This is a genomic window from Sphingomonas populi (genome assembly GCF_004208535.1).
GTDB lineage: Bacteria > Pseudomonadota > Alphaproteobacteria > Sphingomonadales > Sphingomonadaceae > Sphingomonas > Sphingomonas populi.
This window is the reverse complement of record NZ_SGIS01000006.1, coordinates 1-18,331: the sequence shown is the minus strand read 5'-3', so window position 1 is coordinate 18,331 and position 18,331 is coordinate 1. Positions and strand designations below refer to the sequence as shown.

Here is an 18,331-nt window from a genome sequence, read left to right as displayed (position 1 = left end):
CAGGCCGGGGCCGCTGCATGTCGGGCGATCCGTTCGCCAAATTACCCAGCGGCCCCGGCCTCCGCCGGGGCGACGAAACGGGCTATTCCATTGCCACGCGCATCGCCGCGCCCGCGACGAACGGCGCGCCGGCGACCAGCACGAGGCTGACCGCGCCGAGCAGCTTCAGCGCGCCCGCACCGCCGTCGAGCGCACCCGCGCCGAAGATCAGTAGCGGCACCGCGAGCGGCAGCATCAGCAGCCCCGCTAGCGCGCCCGCGCCGCGCATCCCCGCGATCAGCGCCGACGTCGCCACCGCCAGCGCGGCGAGGCCGGGCGTGCCGATCAGCAGCCCGAGTTCGACCCGCCCGAGCGTCACCGCCGGCAGCCCGAGCAACCCGGCGGCGACCACCGCCGCCAGCATCAACGGCGGCGCGAAGCTCAGCCAGTGCGCGAGCATCTTGGCGGCGGCGACGCCCGCCATTGAAAACCCGCGCACGCCGAGCTGATCGAACACGCCGGCCTCGGCATCGGGGCCGATCAGCCGCTCGACCGGCAGCAGCGCGGCGAGCAAGGCGGCGGCCCAGATCACCCCGCCGCCGATGCGCGCGAGCAGGACGGTATCGGGGCCGACCGCGAACGGAAACAGGATCGCGACGAGCAGGAAGAACGCGACCGGGTTGACCATGCCGCCGCCCGCCCAGGCAAGCCGCAGGTCGCGCGCGATGAGGCGAACCATCCCGCTCACAGCGCGACTACCCGTGCGCCCGGCAGCGCGATATCGGTGTGAGTCGCCACCAGTGCGATGCCGCCACGGGCGCGGTGTTCAGCGACGAGCGCTTCGAGGGTCGCCACGCTGGCGGCGTCGAGACCGTTGGCGGGTTCGTCGAGCAGCCAAAGCGGCGCCTCACTCGCCACCACCCGCGCGAGCGCAGCGCGGCGGCGCTGCCCGGTCGAGAGCAATCGCACCGGCACCTGCGCCAGCGTCGCCAGCCCGGTCGCGGTCAGCGCGTCCGCGACCCGCCGCGCCGGCTCCGGTACGGCATCGAGCGCCGCCCAGAAGCGCAGCGCGTCTTCAAGTGTCTGTCCGGAATCGAGCGCCGCGGCTTCCGCCATCAGCGCGCAGGGCGGCGCTTCGACGCGGCCTTCGGCGGGGGCGAGCAGCCCGGCGGCGATCCGCAGCAGGCTCGATTTGCCCGCACCGTTCGGCCCCGTCACCAACGCCGCGTCGCCGGGTGCGAGCGTGAAACGCAGCCCAGCGAACAGCCTGCGCCCGCCCCGCACGCCCGTGACGCCATGAAAGGCGAGGCGGGGTGGTTGATCGTGGTCGGCCATCGGCTATGCCTTAGGCGATAAGGCGCATCCCGCGCCAGCCACGAGGATGCACGCGATGGTGGAGCAACTGAACGACATCGAACGCGCCGACGCACTCGATGAACTCGATGAGTGGGATTATGACGAGGCGCGCGACGCGATCACGCGCACCTTCACCTTCGTGGATTTCTCGGCGGCGTTCGGCTTCATGGCGCGAGTCGCCCTGCTCGCCGAAAAGGCCGATCACCATCCCGAATGGAGTAATGTCTGGAACCGCGTCGATATCCTGCTGACGACGCATGATGCGGCCGGACTGTCGCACCGCGACATGGACCTTGCCCGCGCGATCGACGCTTTGTTGGTGTAACCGCCGGGCGTCAGAGCAGCCCGGCGATCCTGAAGTGGCCGAGCAGCATCAGGCTGGTCAGCACGAACGAAACGACTGCGAAAGCAACGGGCCGCACCATCGGAACCTCCCGAACCGGAATGTCCCCGATCATGCGATCGGGGCGATGGAGACGGCGGTGCTGACCAGCACGACGGTGACGAACAGCGCGCCGACGAGCGAAGTGGCGATCTGCTGGAGCGATTCGATACGAGCGTTCATGAGGATATTCCCTGTGTAAGTGGTGCGCCGGACCATCCGACGACCGATGCCAGAGGGATTGCAGAGAGCGTGCCAAGTCGCGAGAAGTGTTGTTTTACAAGATGATGGCAAAATCCCGTTCCGCTGGGGTCAATTTTGCGCGGTGCAACGCGCCAAGTCTTGGTAAAAAATCCCAAGGCCGGCAGGAAAATTTCGTCCGGCGTCTTTTGATCGCGTCAGCCTTCGCGACGCTGGCGGATCGTACCCGACGCGGCTAGGCGAAACCGATGCGTGTCTCAGCCGCCGATCTCGATCTCGCCACTGCCCTCGCCGAAGCGGCGGGTGCGGCGATCCGCCCTTATTATCGCAAGCCCGCCGGGCTGGAGGCGAAGGACGATGCCTCGCCCGTCACGCTTGCCGACCGCGCGGCGGAAGCGGCGATGCGTGCGCTCATCGAGCAGCGCTTTCCCGACGATGCGATCATCGGCGAGGAATATGGCGTGCGCGAGGGGACGAGCGGCCGCGCCTGGGTGCTCGATCCGATCGACGGTACGCGCGCGTTCATCTCGGGCCGGCCGATCTTCGGCACGCTGATCGCCTTGGTCGCGGAGGGCTGGCCGGTGCTCGGCGTGCTCGACCAGCCGATCCTGGGTGAGCGCTGGGTCGGCACGATCGGCCGGCCGACCCTGTTCAACGGCCAGCCGGCGGCGACGCGGCGTTGCGCGGATCTGTCGAAGGCGCTGCTCGGCACCACCTCGCCCGCGCTGTTCGACGACGGCCAGTTGCACGCCTTCGAACATCTCGACGGCGCGGTGATGAGCACGGTGCTGGGCGGCGATTGCTACAATTACGGCTGCGTCGCGAGCGGCTGGCTCGACATCGTCGTGGAGGCGGGGCTGAAGCTGCACGATTTCGCCGCACTGGTGCCGATCGTCGAGGGTGCCGGCGGACGGATGTGCGACTGGCAGGGCGACCCGCTCACCGCCGATAGCATCGGCGAGGTGATCGCCGCCGGCGATCCGGCGCGGATCGACGATATCCTCGAGGCGATGGCCTGCCGGGGGCACTGAGCGACCGCCTGCCGTTCGTGCCGAGCGAAGTCGAGGCACCTGCGCTCTTGCCTAGTCCCTCGACTACGCTCGGGACGAACGGAGCGTCAGAAAATCCCCAGAAACTTCTTGCCCTGGGCGCGCTTTTCGCCCGGCGCGGCCTTGCCGTTCTCGGATTTGGCGGTGGTGCCCTTGCCGACATCGTCGCGCGGCTTGCCGCCCTTGGTGCGCTGCGCCGAGGCAGGCGCGCCGGCGAGGACCGGCCCGCACTTCGCCGCCTTGGCGTCTCCGATATCGACGAACGCCAGCACCGTCGCCAGCGGCGTACCAACGATGCCGAGCGCCAGCCCCGCGCCGGCGCGCTCGATCAGGTCGCCGCTGATCGGGTTGATGCCGGGCTTGGCGAAGCTGCCCTGAATGCCGATCGGCGATTGCCCCGAGAACAGGCTGAACTTCTTGCCGTCGGCGCGGAACGCCATGTCGAGCGCCTCGTTGCGGAAGCTGAAGCCGCCACGGCCGAGCATCACGTTCTTGGTCGTGTCGATCAGGATCGGGTCTGCCGCCGCGACGCCGTTCCGAACGGTGAAGCCGATCAGCCCGCAATTGATGTGGACCGGCTCCTTGAGCTTCCCTTGCAGCATCTTCTGCGCGAACGTGCCGATATCGAGTTCGGCGATCTGCACGTTACGCGTCCAGAAACTGCCCTCGGGCATGATGAAGGCGATCCGGCCCTGCGCGTTCGACAGCGACTGGTGCACCGTATCGCCGACCCCGGCGAGCTGGATGCGGCCCTTGACCACGCCGGTCGTCCCCGCCTCGTCGACGCCATAGCCGGCGAGCAGCTTGCCCATCGGCGTCGGCGCGAGGCGGATGTCGTAATCGGTGTGCATCGGCACACGCCGCTCATCCATCACGATGTCGGCGGCGACATTGCCGCGCGCCATCGAGAAGGTGAGCGGTGACAGCTTGAGCAACCGATCGACCAGCGACACGGTGAGGTCGATATGCGAGATCGGCACGTTGCGCGACCGCACCACGCCGACCGTCCAATGCGCGTCGGCATCGAAATTCTTGATCGATTCGACGCGCAGATTGGCGTCGGGCAGGATTCGCGTCGCGCCCGCGCCGGTCTCGGCGGCGGCGGCGATCGCGCCCTTGGCGGCGACGGTATCCGGGTTGTAGCCGATGAACGGCGCGGCATCGATGATGTCGAGCGAGCGCGTCGCCAGCGCGGCGTCGATTTTGAGGCGCGGGCGGATGTTGCGGATCGTGAACTTGCCCGTCAGGTCGCTCGCGCCGAACCGCCCGACGAGGTGGGTGAAGGCATATTCGTCGCCGGTCTTCACCAGTTGCGCGCGCGCGGTGTAGGTGCGCGTGCGCGGGATGACGACGCCGATGATGTCGAGCAGCTCGGCGGCGTTGCGCCCGCGCGCCTTCACGTCGAGCGGCACGCCTTCGATGTCGGTCAGGCCGGGCAGCGTCCCCGACACGTCGATGATATTGTGCGCGGCATTGGCGGTCAGTCGCAGTTCGTTCTTGCCGCGCCGCACCGTATCGTTCGGCGAGAGCATCGCGCCCGACAGTGTGAACGGCGTGTCGCGCACCATGCCGTCGCCGGTGAAGCGGATCGCCTGCGTGATGCTGGTGCCCTGCGACCGGATCGGTTCGAACGCCAGATCGGCGGTCAGCCGCATGCGCGGATCGCGGTAGCGCAGCGTGGTCCGCGCGACGAGCGCGCGCTGGATCAGCGGCAGCACGAACGGCTTGGCATCGTCCTTCTTCTCGCCGAACGTCCAGCTATTGCGGGTATGTGCCGCATCCCATTCGAGATCGATCGCGCCCTGCGTGAGATCGAGGAAGTGCAGCCGCTTGCGCCCCCAGATCAACGAGAGCGGCGCGATCCGCGTGTCGATCCGCCCGGCCTCGAACAGATTGGGCCGGGTCGCCCATTTCGGATTGGAGACGGTCATCCCTTCGGCGAGGAACTTGATCGTGATCGGGTCGAAATAGAGCTGGAAATCGCCGCGCACCTTCACGTCGCGCTCGATCAAGCCAGCGGTGATCCGCTCGAACGGATGTTTGAGGAAACGGCCCTTGGTGATGTACAGCACCAGCCACACCAGAAAGAGCGCCGCGACGATGCCGACCAGCACGTTGCGCGCGATTCGCCAGCCACGCCCGAGCCGCCGCCGGGGCGCGGGCTTGGGCGAATCGTCGAGGGCAGACGGTGTGCGGTCGGCGGTTTCCATGCGACTGCTAACCCCCGGCTGCATAAAGCGGTTCCGATGGTTGCATTTGGTTGCATTCCGCAGCGCGAATCGCTAAGCGCCCCGCTTCCCGCGAGTAAGAGGAACTGCCCGGCCGGTATGGGCTGCCGTGGCCGTTCATAGATCGTCGCGAACAAGAAAGGACGAGAAATGCCCAAACTCAAGACGAAGAGCGGCGTTAAGAAGCGCTTCAAGTTCACCGCCACCGGCCTGTTGAAGCACGGCGTCGCCGGCAAGCGCCACCGCCTGTTGCACCACAACGGCAAGTACATCCGCCAGAACCGCGGCACCAAGGTTCTCGCCAAGGCGGATACCGCAGCAGTGAAGGCCTGGGCGCCTTACGGCCTGCGTTGAGCGGAAGGATATAGATAGATGGCACGCGTAAAACGGGGTGTTACCACCCGCGCCAAGCACAACCGGATTCTCGATCAGGCGAAGGGCTATTATGGCCGTCGCAAGAACACGATCCGCATCGCCCGTCAGGCCGTCGAAAAGGCTGGCCAATATGCGTATCGCGACCGCAAGGTTAAGAAGCGCAACTTCCGCGCGCTGTGGATTCAGCGTATCAACGCCGCCGTGCGCGTCGAGGGGCTGACCTATGCCACCTTCATGCATGGCGTGAAGCTCGCCGGTATCGAACTGGACCGCAAGGTTCTGGCCGACATCGCGATGCACGAAGGCGCTGCGTTTAGCGCGATCATCGCGCAAGCGAAGGCGGCTCTGCCCCAGGCCGCCTGAGCGGACTGTAGCGCCAAGCGAATCGGGGCGTCGGTGGCAACACCGGCGCCCTTTTCGTTGGGGTTTGCGCGCTCTCCCGTTCGTGCTGAGCATCCCGACGGGGGAAAGATCGGTAATGGTTCAAGGGAACCCGTCATGGCGCTGAACACCTGGTGGCTGTACGTCACCGTCGTCTTCCTGGTCGCCGGCACGCCCGGCCCCAACATGCTGCATGTGATGGTGCAGAGCATCCAGCACGGCACGGCCCGCGCGCTCGCGTCGATGGCGGGGCTGATGAGCGCGGTGCTGCTGTGCCTGCTCGCCTCGGCGGCGGGGCTGGGCGCGCTGCTCAAGGCGTCGCCGCTGCTTTACGACATCATCCGCTATGTCGGCGTCGCCTATCTGGTGTGGCTCGGCATCAAGGCGTGGCGCGCGCCGGTCGGCAATCCGCAGGACGGCGAAGCGACGCGGCAGCGCTCGCTGCGGGCATTGTACATGACCGGGCTTGGCACCGGCCTCTCCAACCCCAAGCTGATCGTGTTCGCCGCCGCGCTGTTTCCGCAGTTCCTCGATCTGCACCGCCCGTTCGCGCCGCAGCTCGGCATTCTGGTCGCCAGCTTCGTGGTGATCGAAAGCGGCTGGTATTGCATCTATGCGTTCGGCGGGCGTTCGCTCGCGGCGTGGCTCGCGCCGGCCAACCGGCGGCGGCTGTTCAACCGCGGATCGGGGCTGATCTTCATCGGTTTCGGCGCCGCGCTGCTCGGCAGCCGCGTCTGACCGCTTGACCTGAGCCGCGCGCTCGGCTTCGACGCCCGCGTCCCCAAGGAATCCATGATGGCTGATCTCGACCACCTCCATACCGACCTGATCGCGCGGATCGACGCCGCCGACAGCCTCGACGCGCTCGATGCGGTGCGCGTCGCCGCGCTCGGCAAGCAGGGCGCGGTGACGGCTTTGCTCAAGACGCTCGGCGGGATGTCGCCCGACGAGCGCCAGCAGCAAGGCCCGCGCATCCAGGCGCTGCGCGAAGGCGTGACCGCCGCGATCGCCACGAAGAAAGCCGCGCTCGACCGCGCCGAGCTCGACGCGAAGCTCGCCCGCGAAACGCTCGACATGACCTTGCCCGCCGAGGCCGCGCCGGTCGGCAGCATCCACCCGGTCAGCCAGGTGATGGACGAGCTGGCGGAAATCTTCGCCGATCTCGGCTTCGCGGTCGCGACTGGCCCCGAGATCGAGACGCAATGGTACAACTTCACCGCGCTCAACATGCCCGAGACGCATCCCGCGCGGGCGATGCACGACACCTTTTACCTGAACGCCAAGGACGGCGAAGAAGCGCGCGTGTTGCGCACCCACACCAGCCCCGTGCAGATCCGCGCGATGCAGGCGGCGGGCGGCACCAAGCCGATCCGCATCATCGCGCCGGGCCGCACCTATCGCAGCGACAGCGACGCCACCCACACGCCGATGTTCCATCAGGTCGAGGGGCTGGTGATCGACAAGGGGATCACGCTCGGCCACCTCAAATGGACGCTGGAGACCTTCCTCAAGGCGTTCTTCGAGCGTGACGATATCGTGCTTCGGCTGCGCCCGAGCTACTTCCCCTTCACCGAGCCTTCCGCCGAGGTCGATGTCGGCTTCTCGGTGGTCAACGGCAAGCGCGTGATCGGCGGTTCCGATGGCTGGATGGAAGTGCTCGGCTCGGGCATGGTCCACCGCACGGTCATCGAAGCGGGCGGCTATGATCCGAATGAATGGCAGGGTTTCGCGTTCGGCTGCGGGATCGACCGGCTGGCGATGCTCAAATACGGCATGGACGATCTGCGCGCCTTCTTCGACGGCGACGCGCGCTGGCTCAAGCACTACGGCTTCTCCGCGCTCGACGTGCCGACCCTGAGCGGCGGGGTGGGGGCGTGACCCTGTTTGATCGTCACCCTAGCGCAAGCTGGGGTCTCCCCGTGGCGGGCGGTGCCGCCAACCTACAGAAAGACCCCAGCTTGCGCTGGGGTGACGGACGGATCGCATGAAATTCACCCTCTCCTGGCTCCACGACCATCTCGACACCAGCGCGTCGCTCAACGAGATCGTCGATACGCTCACCCGCATCGGCCTTGAGGTCGAGAGCGTCGACAATCCCGGCGCCAAGCTCGCCGCGTTCCGCGTGGCGAAGGTGCTCACCGCCGAGCGCCATCCGCAGGCGGACAAGCTGCAAGTCCTCTCGGTCGACGCCGGTGACGGACCGATGCAAGTCGTGTGCGGCGCGCCCAACGCGCGCGCCGGTCTCGTCGGCGTGTTCGGCATGCCCGGCGCGACCGTGCCGGCCAACGGCATGGTGCTCAAGGTCGCGGAGATTCGCGGTGTCGTTTCGAACGGCATGATGTGCTCGACGCGCGAACTCGAACTCGGCGACGATCATGACGGCATCATCGAACTGCCCAGCGATGCGCCGATCGGCGCCGCCTATCCCGATTATGCCGGCCTCAACGATCCGGTGATCGACGTCGCGATCACCCCCAACAAGCAGGATTGCATGGGCGTGCGCGGTATCGCGCGTGATCTCGCCGCAGCGGGGCTGGGCCGGCTCAAGCCGCTGGTGGTGCCGGGCACGACGGTCACGCCAGCGCCGGTCGCGGGCGAGGGCGCCGGACCGGACATCCGTATCGACGATAGCGTCGGTTGCCCGGCCTTCTACGGCCAGACCGTCGCCGGCGTCAGCAACAGCACCGCGCCCGAATGGATGACGCGGCGGTTGCAGGCGATCGGGCAGAAGCCGATCTCGGCTTTGGTCGACATCACCAACTATGTGTCGTTCGATCTCGGACGGCCGCTCCACGTCTATGATCGCGCCAAACTGCCGGGCGGCCTCGTCGCGCGCAAGGCGACATCCGGCGAGCAACTGCTGGCGCTCAACGGCAAGACCTACACGCTCGACGAGAGCATGACCGTCATCGCCGACGATCGCGCTGCGCTCGGCATCGCCGGGATCATCGGCGGTGAAGACTCGGGGTGCAGCGACACGACCTCCGACGTGCTGATCGAATGCGCCTATTTCGATCCCGAAAGCATCGCCCGCACCGGCCAGAAGCTCGCCGTCACCAGCGACGCACGTCAGCGCTTCGAACGCGGCGTCGATCCCGCGTTCGTCGAGGACGGCCTCGCCATCGCCACGGCACTGGTGCTGAACCTGTGCGGCGGCACGCCCGGCGGCATTACCCGCGCCGGCGAGCCGCCGGTGCCCGCCACGGTGATCGCCTATGATCCGGCGCGCGCCGAGACGCTCGGCGGCCTCTTCGTCGCGCCCGAGCGCCAGCAGGCGATCCTCGAAAGCCTTGGCTTCACCGTCTCGGCAGATTGGCACGTCGGCGTGCCGAGCTGGCGCCGCGATGTGGAAGGCGTGCCCGATCTCGTCGAGGAAGTGATCCGCATCGAGGGCATCGACCATGTCCCGCCGGTGCCGCTGCCGCGCATCCCCGGCGTCGCCACGCCAACCGCCACACCCGAGCAGAAGACCGAGCGCCGCGTCCGCCGCGCCGCCGCCGCGCGCGGGCTCAACGAAGCGGTGACCTGGAGCTTCGTGTCCGAAGCCGAAGCCGCGCCTTTCGCCAATGTCTCTGGGGGTGGCGCCTGGACCCTCGCCAACCCGATCAGCGAAGACCTCAAGGTGATGCGTCCGTCGCTGTTGCCGGGGCTACTCTCCGCCGCCGCGCGCAACCTCAAGCGCGGCGCGGACGGCGTGCGGCTGTTCGAGATCGGCCGCCGCTATCTCGCCGAGGCCGAGCGCGCCACGCTCGGCGTGGTGCTGGCCGGCGAGAAGCGCGCGCGCGGCTGGCAGGGCGGCAAAGCGCTGGGCTTCGACGCGTTCGACGCCAAGGCCGAGGCGATCGCGCTGCTCGCGGCGGCAGGTGCGCCGGTCGAGAATCTCCAGATCTTCGGCGAGGCCGGCGAGCATTGGCACCCCGGCCAGTCGGGCACGTTGCGGCTTGGCCCCAAGACGGTGCTCGCGGCGTTCGGCATCGTCCATCCGCTCACGACGCGCGCGTTCGATCTCGACGGCACGGTTGCGGCGGTCGAACTGTATCTCGATGCGATCCCCGCCAAGCGCGGTGGAACCGGCTTCATGCGCCCCGCCTATGCGCCGCCCGCGCTCCAGCCGGTGCGGCGCGACTTCGCCTTCACCGTCCCCGCCGGCCTCGCCGCCGACGCGCTGGTGCGCGCGGTGAAGGGTGCCGACAAGGCGACGATCACGGCGGCACGGCTGTTCGACCTGTTCGAGCGCGACGGTGTGCGCTCGATGGCGATCGAAGTGACGCTGCAACCCGCCGACAAGAGCTTCACCGACGAGGCGCTGAAGGCGATTGCCGACAAGGTGGTGGCGGCGGCGGCGAAGCAGGGCGCGGTGCTCAGAGGCTGAGGAGAAGGCGGAATGGCTGATCTGGTCGAGATTACGGGTGCGGGGCTGTCGGCGGCAATCAACCCGTTCGGCGCGGAGCTGACGCATCTGCGCGACGGCCAAGGCCGCGAGCTGATGACCGATGCCGATCCGGCGTTCTGGACCGGCCATGCGCCGCTGCTGTTCCCCTTTGTCGGGCGGCTGAACGGCGATGTGCTGCGGCTCGACGGCGCCGAATATCCGATGAAGCAGCATGGCTTTGCCCGCCGGAGTGCCTTCACTTTGGTCGAACAGGACGAGTCGCAGGTACGCTTCCGGCTGGAGGACGATGCCGGGACGCGCGCGGTATACCCGTTCGCCTTCGCGCTCGACGCGGCCTATGCGATCGACGGCGCAACGCTGACGGTCGCGATCACCATCGCCAATCGCGGCGATGCGCCGATGCCGGCAAGTTTCGGCTTCCACCCCGCCTTCGCCTGGCCACTGCCTTACGGTGAACCTCGCGCCGATCACCGGATCGTGTTCGCGGCGGATGAACCGGGTACGCTGGTCGCGCTCAAGGACGGACTCACCGCGTCGGGCGAACGACCGTCGCCGCTCGACGGGCGCGTGCTGCACCTGTCGGACGCGATCTTCGCCGACGATGCCTTGATCTGGGACGGCCTCGCCTCGCGCAGCGTCAGCTACGGCGCGGCCACCGGCCCGCAGCTTGAGATCGCCTTTCCCGACACCGAGAAGCTCGGCATCTGGACCAAGCCCGGCGCGGCGTTCGTCTGCATTGAGCCGTGGCATGGCATCGCCGACCCGCAGGGCTATGCCGGCGATTTCCGCGACAAGCCCGGCGTGTTCGAGATTGCACCCGGCGCGGCGTGGACGTGCCGGATGGAGATCACGCTGCGATAACGCGGAAATCGTCACGCCCTTGCAACGTCCGGCGCGCTTGCGCATTCAAGGTGCCAGCGACAACGACCGTGAAGGGCCAGCGCGATGCGTCTCGACGATTTCGATCCTAACATTAATGTCGAGGATCAGCGCGGCCAGGGCGGCGGCGGCTTTGGTGGCGGTGGCGGCGGCGGCATGCTGCTCGGGCTGTTGCCGATGGTGTTCAGCCGCTTCGGCTGCGGCGGCGTCGTGGTGTTGCTGATCGCGCTCGCGGTGTTTGGCGGGCTGGGCAGCCTCGGCGGCGGTGGCAGCGGCGTTCGCACCAGCGCGCCGACCGAGCAGACCGCCGGCGCGGGCCACGGCACCGATACCAAATCGAGCTGCACCATCGATGCCGCCAGCAAGGTCGCGTGCAACGCCTTCAGTTCGGCCGACAAGACCTGGGCGGCGCTCTTCCAGCAATCGGGCGAGAAGTTCGTCGCGCCGAAGCTGGTGTTCTATTCGGGCAGCGGCCGTTCGGGCTGCGGTGCCGCGCAGAGCGCGATGGGGCCGTTCTACTGTCCGCAGGATCAGGGCGTCTATCTCGACACCAGCTTCTTCGACGAACTCGGCAATCGTTTCGGCGCCAAGGGCGATTTCGCGCAGGATTACGTGATCGCGCATGAATTCGGCCATCACATCCAGAATTTGATGGGAACCTCCGCCAAGGTCGCACAGGCCGAGCGCAGCGGCAGCGAGGCCGAGGGCAACAAGATGTCGGTGCGGCTTGAGCTGCAGGCGGATTGCTACGCCGGCGTCTGGGCCGCGCAGAACCGCGACCGGCTCGATCCGGGCGATATCCAGGAAGGCATGACCGCAGCGCATGCGATCGGCGACGATACGCTCCAGAAGCAGGCGCAGGGCCGCGTCGTGCCCGACAGCTTCACCCACGGCACCTCGGCACAGCGCGAACATTGGCTCAAGACCGGCCTCGACAGCGGCGATCCCGCGCAATGCGACACGTTTTCGGGGGCGATCTGAACAATCGCGGCGGCGATCAGCAACGTTTTGTCACGCAGACGGAACGGGTGGGCAGGTCGCGACGTTAAGCCTTCAAGTAGGAGGAGCCTGAACCATGCTGTATACTATCGCCGTCATCCTCGTTGTCCTGTGGCTGCTCGGCTTTGCCGTGCATATCGGCGGTGGCTTGATCCACTTGCTGCTCGTGATTGCCGTTATCGTGGTGGTCATCCAGCTCATCACGGGCCGTCGCGCACTATAACGATCGAACGAATATAGCCCGTTCGTGCTGCGAGAAATCGAAGCACGAACGGGTTTTATCTATTCTACTCTCTGCGGCTGCTCAGTCCGCGAACAGCAAGACCGGCGTTTCCAGATAGCGCTTGAGCGCCTGCACGAAGCTCGCCGCGTCCCAGCCATCGACGACACGGTGGTCGCAACTGATCGACAGGTTCATCAGCTTGGCGCGGACGATATCGTCGCCCCGGAAGACGGGCCGCTCGACGATCTTGTTCGGCCCGATGATCGCCACTTCTGGGCGGTTGATGACCGGCGTGGTCGCGATCCCGCCGAGCGGCCCGAGCGATGTCACCGTCAACGTCGATCCCGACAATTCCGAACTGCTCGCCTTGCCGGTCCGTGCCGCCTCGGCCAGCCGCACGATCTCGGCGGCCAATTGCCACACATTGCGGTCCTGCGCGTCGCGGATGACCGGCACCATCAGCCCGGCATCGGTCTGCGTTGCCATGCCGAGATGCACCGCGCCAGCCCTCGTCACCACGCCCGCCTCGTCGTCATAGCGCGCGTTGAGCATCGGGAAGGCGGGGATCGTCTTGCAGATCGCCGCGATCAGCAGCGGCAGCATCGTAAGCTTGGGGCGATCACCGCGATTGGCGTTGAGGTCGGCACGCATATCCTCGATCGCGGTGACATCGATCTCATCGACATAGGTGAAGTGCGGGATCGCGCGCTTCGATGCCGCCATGTTCTCGGCGATGCGGCGGCGCATGCCGATGACCTTGATCGCCTCATCCGGGCGGGCGTGCGACGTGTGCGGTGCGTGATAGCCCTGTGCCGAACCGTAGCGGAGATAGGCGTCGAGATCGGCGTGGCGGATGCGCTCGCCCTCGGCGGGCTTCACCTGTGCGAGGTCGATGCCGAGGTCCGCCGCACGCGCCCGGACGGCGGGAGAGGCGAGCACTTTCGCATTCTCTCCCCTCCCTGAAAGGGAGGGGTCGGGGGTGGGTTGGCTTGTGGCGGGCGCACGATCGGCCTCGGGCCGACCCACCCCTAGCCCCTCCCTTTCAGGGAGGGGAACAGGTCGCGCGATCTCCTCCACCCCCGGATTTTCCGCCTCAAATGCCTGCTCCACCGGCGCAGGCACATCGACCGGCCGCAGCGCCGGCGCCTCTTCGGCATCCATATCGACCGCATCGGTCTCGATCACCACCAGCGCCGCGCCGATCGACACCTGTTCGCCGACCTCGCCGGCCAGTGCGATCACCGTGCCCGACACGGGCGATTCCATCTCGACCGTCGCCTTGTCGGTCATCATGTCGGCGACGCGCTGGTCCTCCTCGATACGGTCGCCCACCGCGACGTGCCACGCGACGATCTCGGCCTCGGAAATGCCCTCGCCGATGTCGGGGAGTTTGAAGGTAAAGCGGGCCATATCAGTCCTTCATCACTTTCTTCAGCGCCTCGCCGATCCGCACCGGGCCGGGGAAATACGCCCATTCGAGGCTGTGCGGGTAGGGTGTGTCGAAGCCGGTCACGCGCTCGATCGGCGCTTCGAGATGGTAGAAGCAGCGTTCCTGCACCAGCGCCGACAGTTCCGCGCCGAACCCGCCGGTGCGCGTCGCTTCGTGGATGATCATGCAGCGCCCGGTCTTCTTCACCGACGCTTCGATCGTCTCGATATCGAGCGGTACGAGCGTGCGCAGGTCGATGATCTCGGCATCGACGCCAGCATCTGCGATCACGGCGCTCGCGACATGCACCATCGTGCCATAGACGAGGATCGTCAGCGCCTCGCCTTCGCGCACAACGTTGGCCTTGCCGAGCGGGATTTTGTAATAGCCCTCGGGCACCGCGCCGGCGGGATGCTGCGACCAATTCTGCGTCGGGCGATCCCAATGGCCGTCGAACGGGCCGTTGTAGATTCGCTTGGGCTCGAAAAACAGCGTCGGGTCATTGTCCTCGATCGCGGCGATCAGCAGCCCCTTGGCGTCATAGGGTGTCGACGGGATCACCGTCTTGATGCCGGATACGTGCGTGAAGATACCTTCGGGCGATTGCGAATGCGTCTGCCCGCCGAAAATGCCACCGCCGAAGGGCGAGCGCACCGTGATCGGCGCGATGAACTCGCCTGCCGAGCGATAGCGCAGCCGCGCCGCCTCGCTCACCAACTGGTCGAGCGCGGGGTAGATGTAATCGGCGAACTGGATCTCGGGCACTGGCCGCAGCCCGTATGCGCCCATCCCGACCGCGACGCCGATGATGCCGCATTCGGTGATCGGCGTGTCGAACACGCGGGTCTTGCCGTATTTCGCCTGCAATCCGGCGGTCGCGCGGAACACGCCGCCGAAATAGCCGACGTCTTCGCCCATCACGATGACGGCGGGATCGCGATCCATCATCACGTCCATCGCCGAGTTGATCGCCTGGATCATGTTCATGCGGGTGGTGCTCACTTGGCCTCTCCCCTGGACAGGGGAGAGGGATACCGCAGCTTGGCAGCTTGCTGCCTAGCGAAGGTTGGGTGAGGGGTTGAGCGGTCCGCAGGACCGCGCGGCGCAAGCGCGCCGCTCACCCCTCTCCCAGCTCCGACTAAGGCCCGCTGAAGACGCGGGCCCAAGTCTGCGCAACCCTCTCCCCTCGAGGGGAGAGGGAGACATGGTGCGACCGCGCCCATCACTTGCGCGCCCACGGGCGGCCGCTCGCCGTCTCTTCGGCGATCATCTGCGCTTGCTGTTCGCGCAAATGCCACGGCATCTCCTCGAACACGCCATCGAACAGCGTATCGAGCGGCTGGTGCAGCCCGTGGCCGAGGATGCCGTTGGCCTCGGCTTCCTTCTGTGCCGCTCGCACCATTTCGGCGATCTCCTTGTCCTGCGCGATATGGCGGTCCTCGTCCCATTCATCGATCGCGATGAGATGATCCTTCAGCCGGGTGACCGGGTCGCCGAGCGGCCAGGCGCTCGCCTCGCCGGCCGAGCGATATTGGCCCGGATCGTCCGAGGTCGAATGGCCTTCGACGCGGTAGGTAAAATGTTCGATCAGCGTCGGCCCCTGATTGGTGCGTGCGCGCTCCGCCGCCCATGCGGTCGCCGCATAGACCGCGAGCGCGTCGTTGCCATCGACCCGCAGCCCGGCGATGCCATAGCCGATCGCGCGCGCCGCAAACGTGGTCGCCTCCGCGCCAGCGAACCCCGAGAAGCTCGAAATCGCCCATTGGTTGTTGACGACGTTGAAGATCACCGGCGCGCGGTAGACGCTGGCGAAGGTGCAGGCCGAGTGGAAATCCCCCTCTGCGGTCGATCCCTCGCCGCACCACGCCGCCGCGATACGCGTGTCGCCCTTGGCCGCGCTCGCCATCGCCCAGCCCACCGCTTGCGGATATTGCGTGGTGAGGTTGCCCGAGATCGAGAAGAAGCTGGCGTCGCGCACCGAATACATGATCGGGAGCTGCTTGCCCTGTAGCCGGTCGCCCTTGTTCGAATAGATCTGGTTCATCATGTCGACCAGACTCCAGCCCCGCGCGACCAGCAGGCCCTGCTGGCGGTACGACGGGAAGCACATGTCGTCACGATCGAGCGCAAAGGCGGCGGACACCGCGACCGCCTCCTCGCCGGTACACTTCATATAGAAGCTGGTCTTGCCCTGCCGCTGCGCGCGGAACATGCGCTCATCGAACGCGCGCACCGTCACCATGCTGCGCAGCATGTCGCGCAGCGTATCGGGCGAAAGGCGCGGATTCCACGGACCGACCGCTTGCCCGTCCGTGTCGAGAACGCGCACGAGATCATAGGCGAGATCGGTGAACGCATGGGCGGGTTCGGCGGTGTCGGGGCGGCGCGCCTGCCCGGCGGGGGGCAGCACAACCTCCGTGAAATCCACCGTATCGCCGGGCCGGAAGCGCGGTTCCGGCACGTACAGCGACAGGGGAGGCAGATTGGCGCCGGGGCGGTCGCTTGGCATCACTTCTCCGCAGTTCGGATCGGCACGTCCGTCAGAACGCCCGAAATCATCTTATGCGCCGTTGTTATTAAATTTCAACGGTCTTGGCTAGACCCTCGGCTTCTCCCCTCCCTTCCAGGCAGGGGAGAAGGGCCATTGACTCAGGTGTGCTAAACAGAACAAAATAGGAACACTTAGCAGTGAGTCGAATCGTGTCGTCAGCCACCATAGCAGAATTGCGTGAAAGCCTGCGGGCGATCCAGGGCGATGGCCTCAAGCGCCGCCCGGTGCTGCCGTTCGGCGTTGCCGCGCTCGACGGGCGAATCGCGAGCGGCGGGCTGCGGCTCGATTCGCTCCACGAAATCGCTGCCGCCAGCCCCGATCCCAGCGATGACGCCGCCGCGACCCTGTTCATGGCGGGTGCCGCCGCGCGGGCGTGGGGGCCGGTGTTGTGGGTGGTGCGCCGCCGCGACCTGTTCGCGCCGGGGCTGTATCAGGCCGGCCTTGATCCCGATCGCGTGCTCTATGCCGAGGCGGCGGATGATGCCGAAGTACTGGCGCTGATGGAGGAGGGGCTGCGCCACCGTGGCCTCGGTGCGGTGATCGGCGAGGTCAAGCGCGCCGCCATGCCCAACACCCGCCGCCTGCAACTCGCCGCCGAGGGCGGCAAGACGATCGCGCTGTTGCTCAAGCGGCATGCGCGCGAAGGGGGGAACCCGCTCCACGTCCCCTCCGCCGCGATCACGCGTTGGCGGATCGGCAGCGCACCTTCGGAGCCGCTGCCGGTCGAGGGGGTCGGGCGCGCCTGCTGGCACGTCGCTTTGGTCCGCCAGCGCGGCGGCGAGCCTTTCGAAACCATCATGGAGGCATGCGATGAAACGGGTCGCCTCGCTCTACCTGCCCGACTGGCCGATCGAACGGCTGCGACGGATGGAGCGGACCGATATTCCTACGTCGAAGCTGCGTGACGTAGTCGCGAGACGAAATAGCGAAGCTATTTCGCACAGCGACAAGCCCGGCCGGCGGCGCGAAGCGCCGTCAGACGACTCGGGCTTTGCCCGAGGCGCGGCCACGCTCGCCGAAGCCGCCGCCGCCGAGCAAGCCGTCGCCTGTTCGGTGCCACGCGGCGGCGGCTGGCGCCCCGGCGCGAAATGGGCGCGCGAGGAGACCTCCGCGCGCATGAGCGGGCATGTCGATGGAAAGGCGAACGTCGCCGCGCAGATCGCAGCACTCCCCGCCCACCAGCGCCCGCCGCTACGCGAGCTCGGCCGCCGCAGCGAAGCCGCAGCAGCGCCGTTCCGCGCCATGCCACCCGACGAGGCGACCGGCGGCCAGCCGTTCCGTCCACCCGGCGCGCTGCCGAAATCACTCGGCCCAAGCCAATCCGTTCTCCCGCGAAAGCGGGAGTCCAGTGTCACACGCGATGCCGCCCGCGACTCTGGCCCTCCGCCTGCGCGGGGGAACGGTGCGCCGCAGCCGCTCGTCACCAGCCTCAAGCACGGCAGCCGCGTCGTCATCGCCGCCGCCTGCCCGGCGGCGCGTGCCTTGGGTCTCATGCCCGGCATGGCGATCACCCAGGCGCGCGCGCTGGTGCCGGGTCTCGACATCCGCGATGCCGATCCGGCCGGCGACGCCGCCGATCTGCTGCGCCTCGCCACGACGGCGGCACGACGCTGGACGCCGATCGCCGCAGTGTCGGGCGCGGACGGATTGTTGCTCGATATCACCGGCACCGCGCATCTGTTCGGCGGCGAGGCGACAATGGCACGTCGTATCGTGAGGCTGCTCGCGCGGCTGGGCTACACCGCCCGAGTCGCGGTGGCCGATACGCCGGGGGCGGCATGGGCGATGGCGCACTTCCGTCGCCCCGCTCCCCCTCGCAGCCCTCCGCCTAGATCCCGCCACTATCGACGCACTCGTCCATCTCGGTGTCGAGACCATCGGCCAGCTCGCCGCGATGCCACGCGCG

General features: G+C 67.5%; 18 protein-coding genes. 12 read left to right on the top strand and 6 right to left on the bottom strand.

Going from position 1 to position 18,331, the window contains the following annotated elements; translation table 11 throughout:
* Positions 1-82: 82 nt before the first annotated feature.
* Together EWE75_RS05355 and ccmA are read right to left on the bottom strand one after the other, a co-directional pair.
* Positions 83-718, bottom strand: coding sequence for a heme exporter protein CcmB (locus EWE75_RS05355; protein WP_130155485.1), 636 nt, complete (start codon positions 716-718; stop codon positions 83-85).
* Between the two features lie 5 nt (positions 719-723).
* The gene (ccmA, locus tag EWE75_RS05350) at positions 724-1,314 is read right to left on the bottom strand and encodes a heme ABC exporter ATP-binding protein CcmA (RefSeq protein WP_130155486.1); all 591 of its coding nucleotides are present in this window, start codon (positions 1,312-1,314) and stop codon (positions 724-726) included.
* 55 nt (positions 1,315-1,369) lie between these two features.
* Between ccmA and EWE75_RS05345 the strand changes: the two genes are divergently transcribed.
* Positions 1,370-1,660, top strand: coding sequence for a 4a-hydroxytetrahydrobiopterin dehydratase (locus tag EWE75_RS05345; RefSeq protein ID WP_130155487.1), 291 nt, complete (start codon positions 1,370-1,372; stop codon positions 1,658-1,660).
* A gap of 506 nt (positions 1,661-2,166) precedes the next feature.
* A complete protein-coding gene (hisN, locus tag EWE75_RS05340; protein ID WP_130155488.1) occupies positions 2,167-2,949 on the top strand; it encodes a histidinol-phosphatase in 783 nt (260 codons plus the stop codon).
* An 86-nt stretch (positions 2,950-3,035) separates the two neighbouring features.
* Here the strand turns inward: hisN and EWE75_RS05335 are convergent, their stop codons facing one another.
* A complete protein-coding gene (locus EWE75_RS05335) occupies positions 3,036-5,177 on the bottom strand; it encodes an AsmA family protein (RefSeq protein WP_130155489.1) in 2,142 nt (713 codons plus the stop codon).
* A 168-nt stretch (positions 5,178-5,345) separates the two neighbouring features.
* Between EWE75_RS05335 and rpmI the strand changes: the two genes are divergently transcribed.
* From rpmI to EWE75_RS05295, 8 genes are all read left to right on the top strand, one after another.
* Positions 5,346-5,549: a 50S ribosomal protein L35 gene (gene rpmI, locus EWE75_RS05330; protein ID WP_069203665.1), complete on the top strand. Its 204-nt coding sequence runs from the start codon at positions 5,346-5,348 to the stop codon at positions 5,547-5,549.
* Between the two features lie 18 nt (positions 5,550-5,567).
* Positions 5,568-5,933, top strand: a complete 366-nt coding sequence (gene rplT, locus EWE75_RS05325; protein ID WP_069203664.1) for a 50S ribosomal protein L20 — start codon at positions 5,568-5,570, stop codon at positions 5,931-5,933.
* Between the two features lie 135 nt (positions 5,934-6,068).
* Positions 6,069-6,689: a LysE family translocator gene (locus EWE75_RS05320; RefSeq protein ID WP_130155490.1), complete on the top strand. Its 621-nt coding sequence runs from the start codon at positions 6,069-6,071 to the stop codon at positions 6,687-6,689.
* Between the two features lie 54 nt (positions 6,690-6,743).
* On the top strand, positions 6,744-7,829 hold the full coding sequence (gene pheS / locus EWE75_RS05315; RefSeq protein WP_130155491.1) for a phenylalanine--tRNA ligase subunit alpha: 1,086 nt from the start codon (positions 6,744-6,746) through the stop codon (positions 7,827-7,829).
* Between the two features lie 106 nt (positions 7,830-7,935).
* Entirely contained in the window at positions 7,936-10,323 is a 2,388-nt protein-coding gene (gene pheT / locus EWE75_RS05310) for a phenylalanine--tRNA ligase subunit beta (protein ID WP_130155492.1), read from the top strand.
* 12 nt (positions 10,324-10,335) lie between these two features.
* A complete protein-coding gene (locus EWE75_RS05305) occupies positions 10,336-11,205 on the top strand; it encodes an aldose 1-epimerase family protein (RefSeq protein WP_130155493.1) in 870 nt (289 codons plus the stop codon).
* A gap of 84 nt (positions 11,206-11,289) precedes the next feature.
* On the top strand, positions 11,290-12,204 hold the full coding sequence (ypfJ, locus tag EWE75_RS05300; RefSeq protein ID WP_130155494.1) for a KPN_02809 family neutral zinc metallopeptidase: 915 nt from the start codon (positions 11,290-11,292) through the stop codon (positions 12,202-12,204).
* A gap of 94 nt (positions 12,205-12,298) precedes the next feature.
* Complete coding sequence (locus EWE75_RS05295) at positions 12,299-12,445, top strand: lmo0937 family membrane protein (protein WP_130155495.1); 147 nt, start codon at positions 12,299-12,301, stop codon at positions 12,443-12,445.
* Positions 12,446-12,526: 81 nt separating this feature from the next.
* On the opposite strand, the gene EWE75_RS05290 is transcribed toward EWE75_RS05295, so the two are convergent.
* The 3 genes from EWE75_RS05290 to EWE75_RS05280 all read right to left on the bottom strand — a co-directional run bounded on the left by EWE75_RS05290 (position 12,527) and on the right by EWE75_RS05280 (position 16,383).
* Positions 12,527-13,855: a dihydrolipoamide acetyltransferase family protein gene (locus tag EWE75_RS05290; protein ID WP_130155496.1), complete on the bottom strand. Its 1,329-nt coding sequence runs from the start codon at positions 13,853-13,855 to the stop codon at positions 12,527-12,529.
* A 1-nt stretch (position 13,856) separates the two neighbouring features.
* Positions 13,857-14,861 (bottom strand): alpha-ketoacid dehydrogenase subunit beta, encoded by a 1,005-nt coding sequence (locus tag EWE75_RS05285; RefSeq protein ID WP_130155635.1) that lies wholly within the window; start codon positions 14,859-14,861, stop codon positions 13,857-13,859.
* A gap of 235 nt (positions 14,862-15,096) precedes the next feature.
* Complete coding sequence (locus EWE75_RS05280) at positions 15,097-16,383, bottom strand: 3-methyl-2-oxobutanoate dehydrogenase (2-methylpropanoyl-transferring) subunit alpha (protein WP_130155497.1); 1,287 nt, start codon at positions 16,381-16,383, stop codon at positions 15,097-15,099.
* 191 nt (positions 16,384-16,574) lie between these two features.
* On the opposite strand from EWE75_RS05280, the gene EWE75_RS05275 reads away from it, so the two are divergent.
* A complete protein-coding gene (locus EWE75_RS05275; RefSeq protein ID WP_427915766.1) occupies positions 16,575-17,330 on the top strand; it encodes an ImuA family protein in 756 nt (251 codons plus the stop codon).
* Positions 17,236-18,331: Y-family DNA polymerase (locus EWE75_RS05270; protein WP_486669381.1), on the top strand; the 1,096-nt coding region annotated here is incomplete at its 3' end. The genes EWE75_RS05275 and EWE75_RS05270, both read left to right, overlap by 95 nt.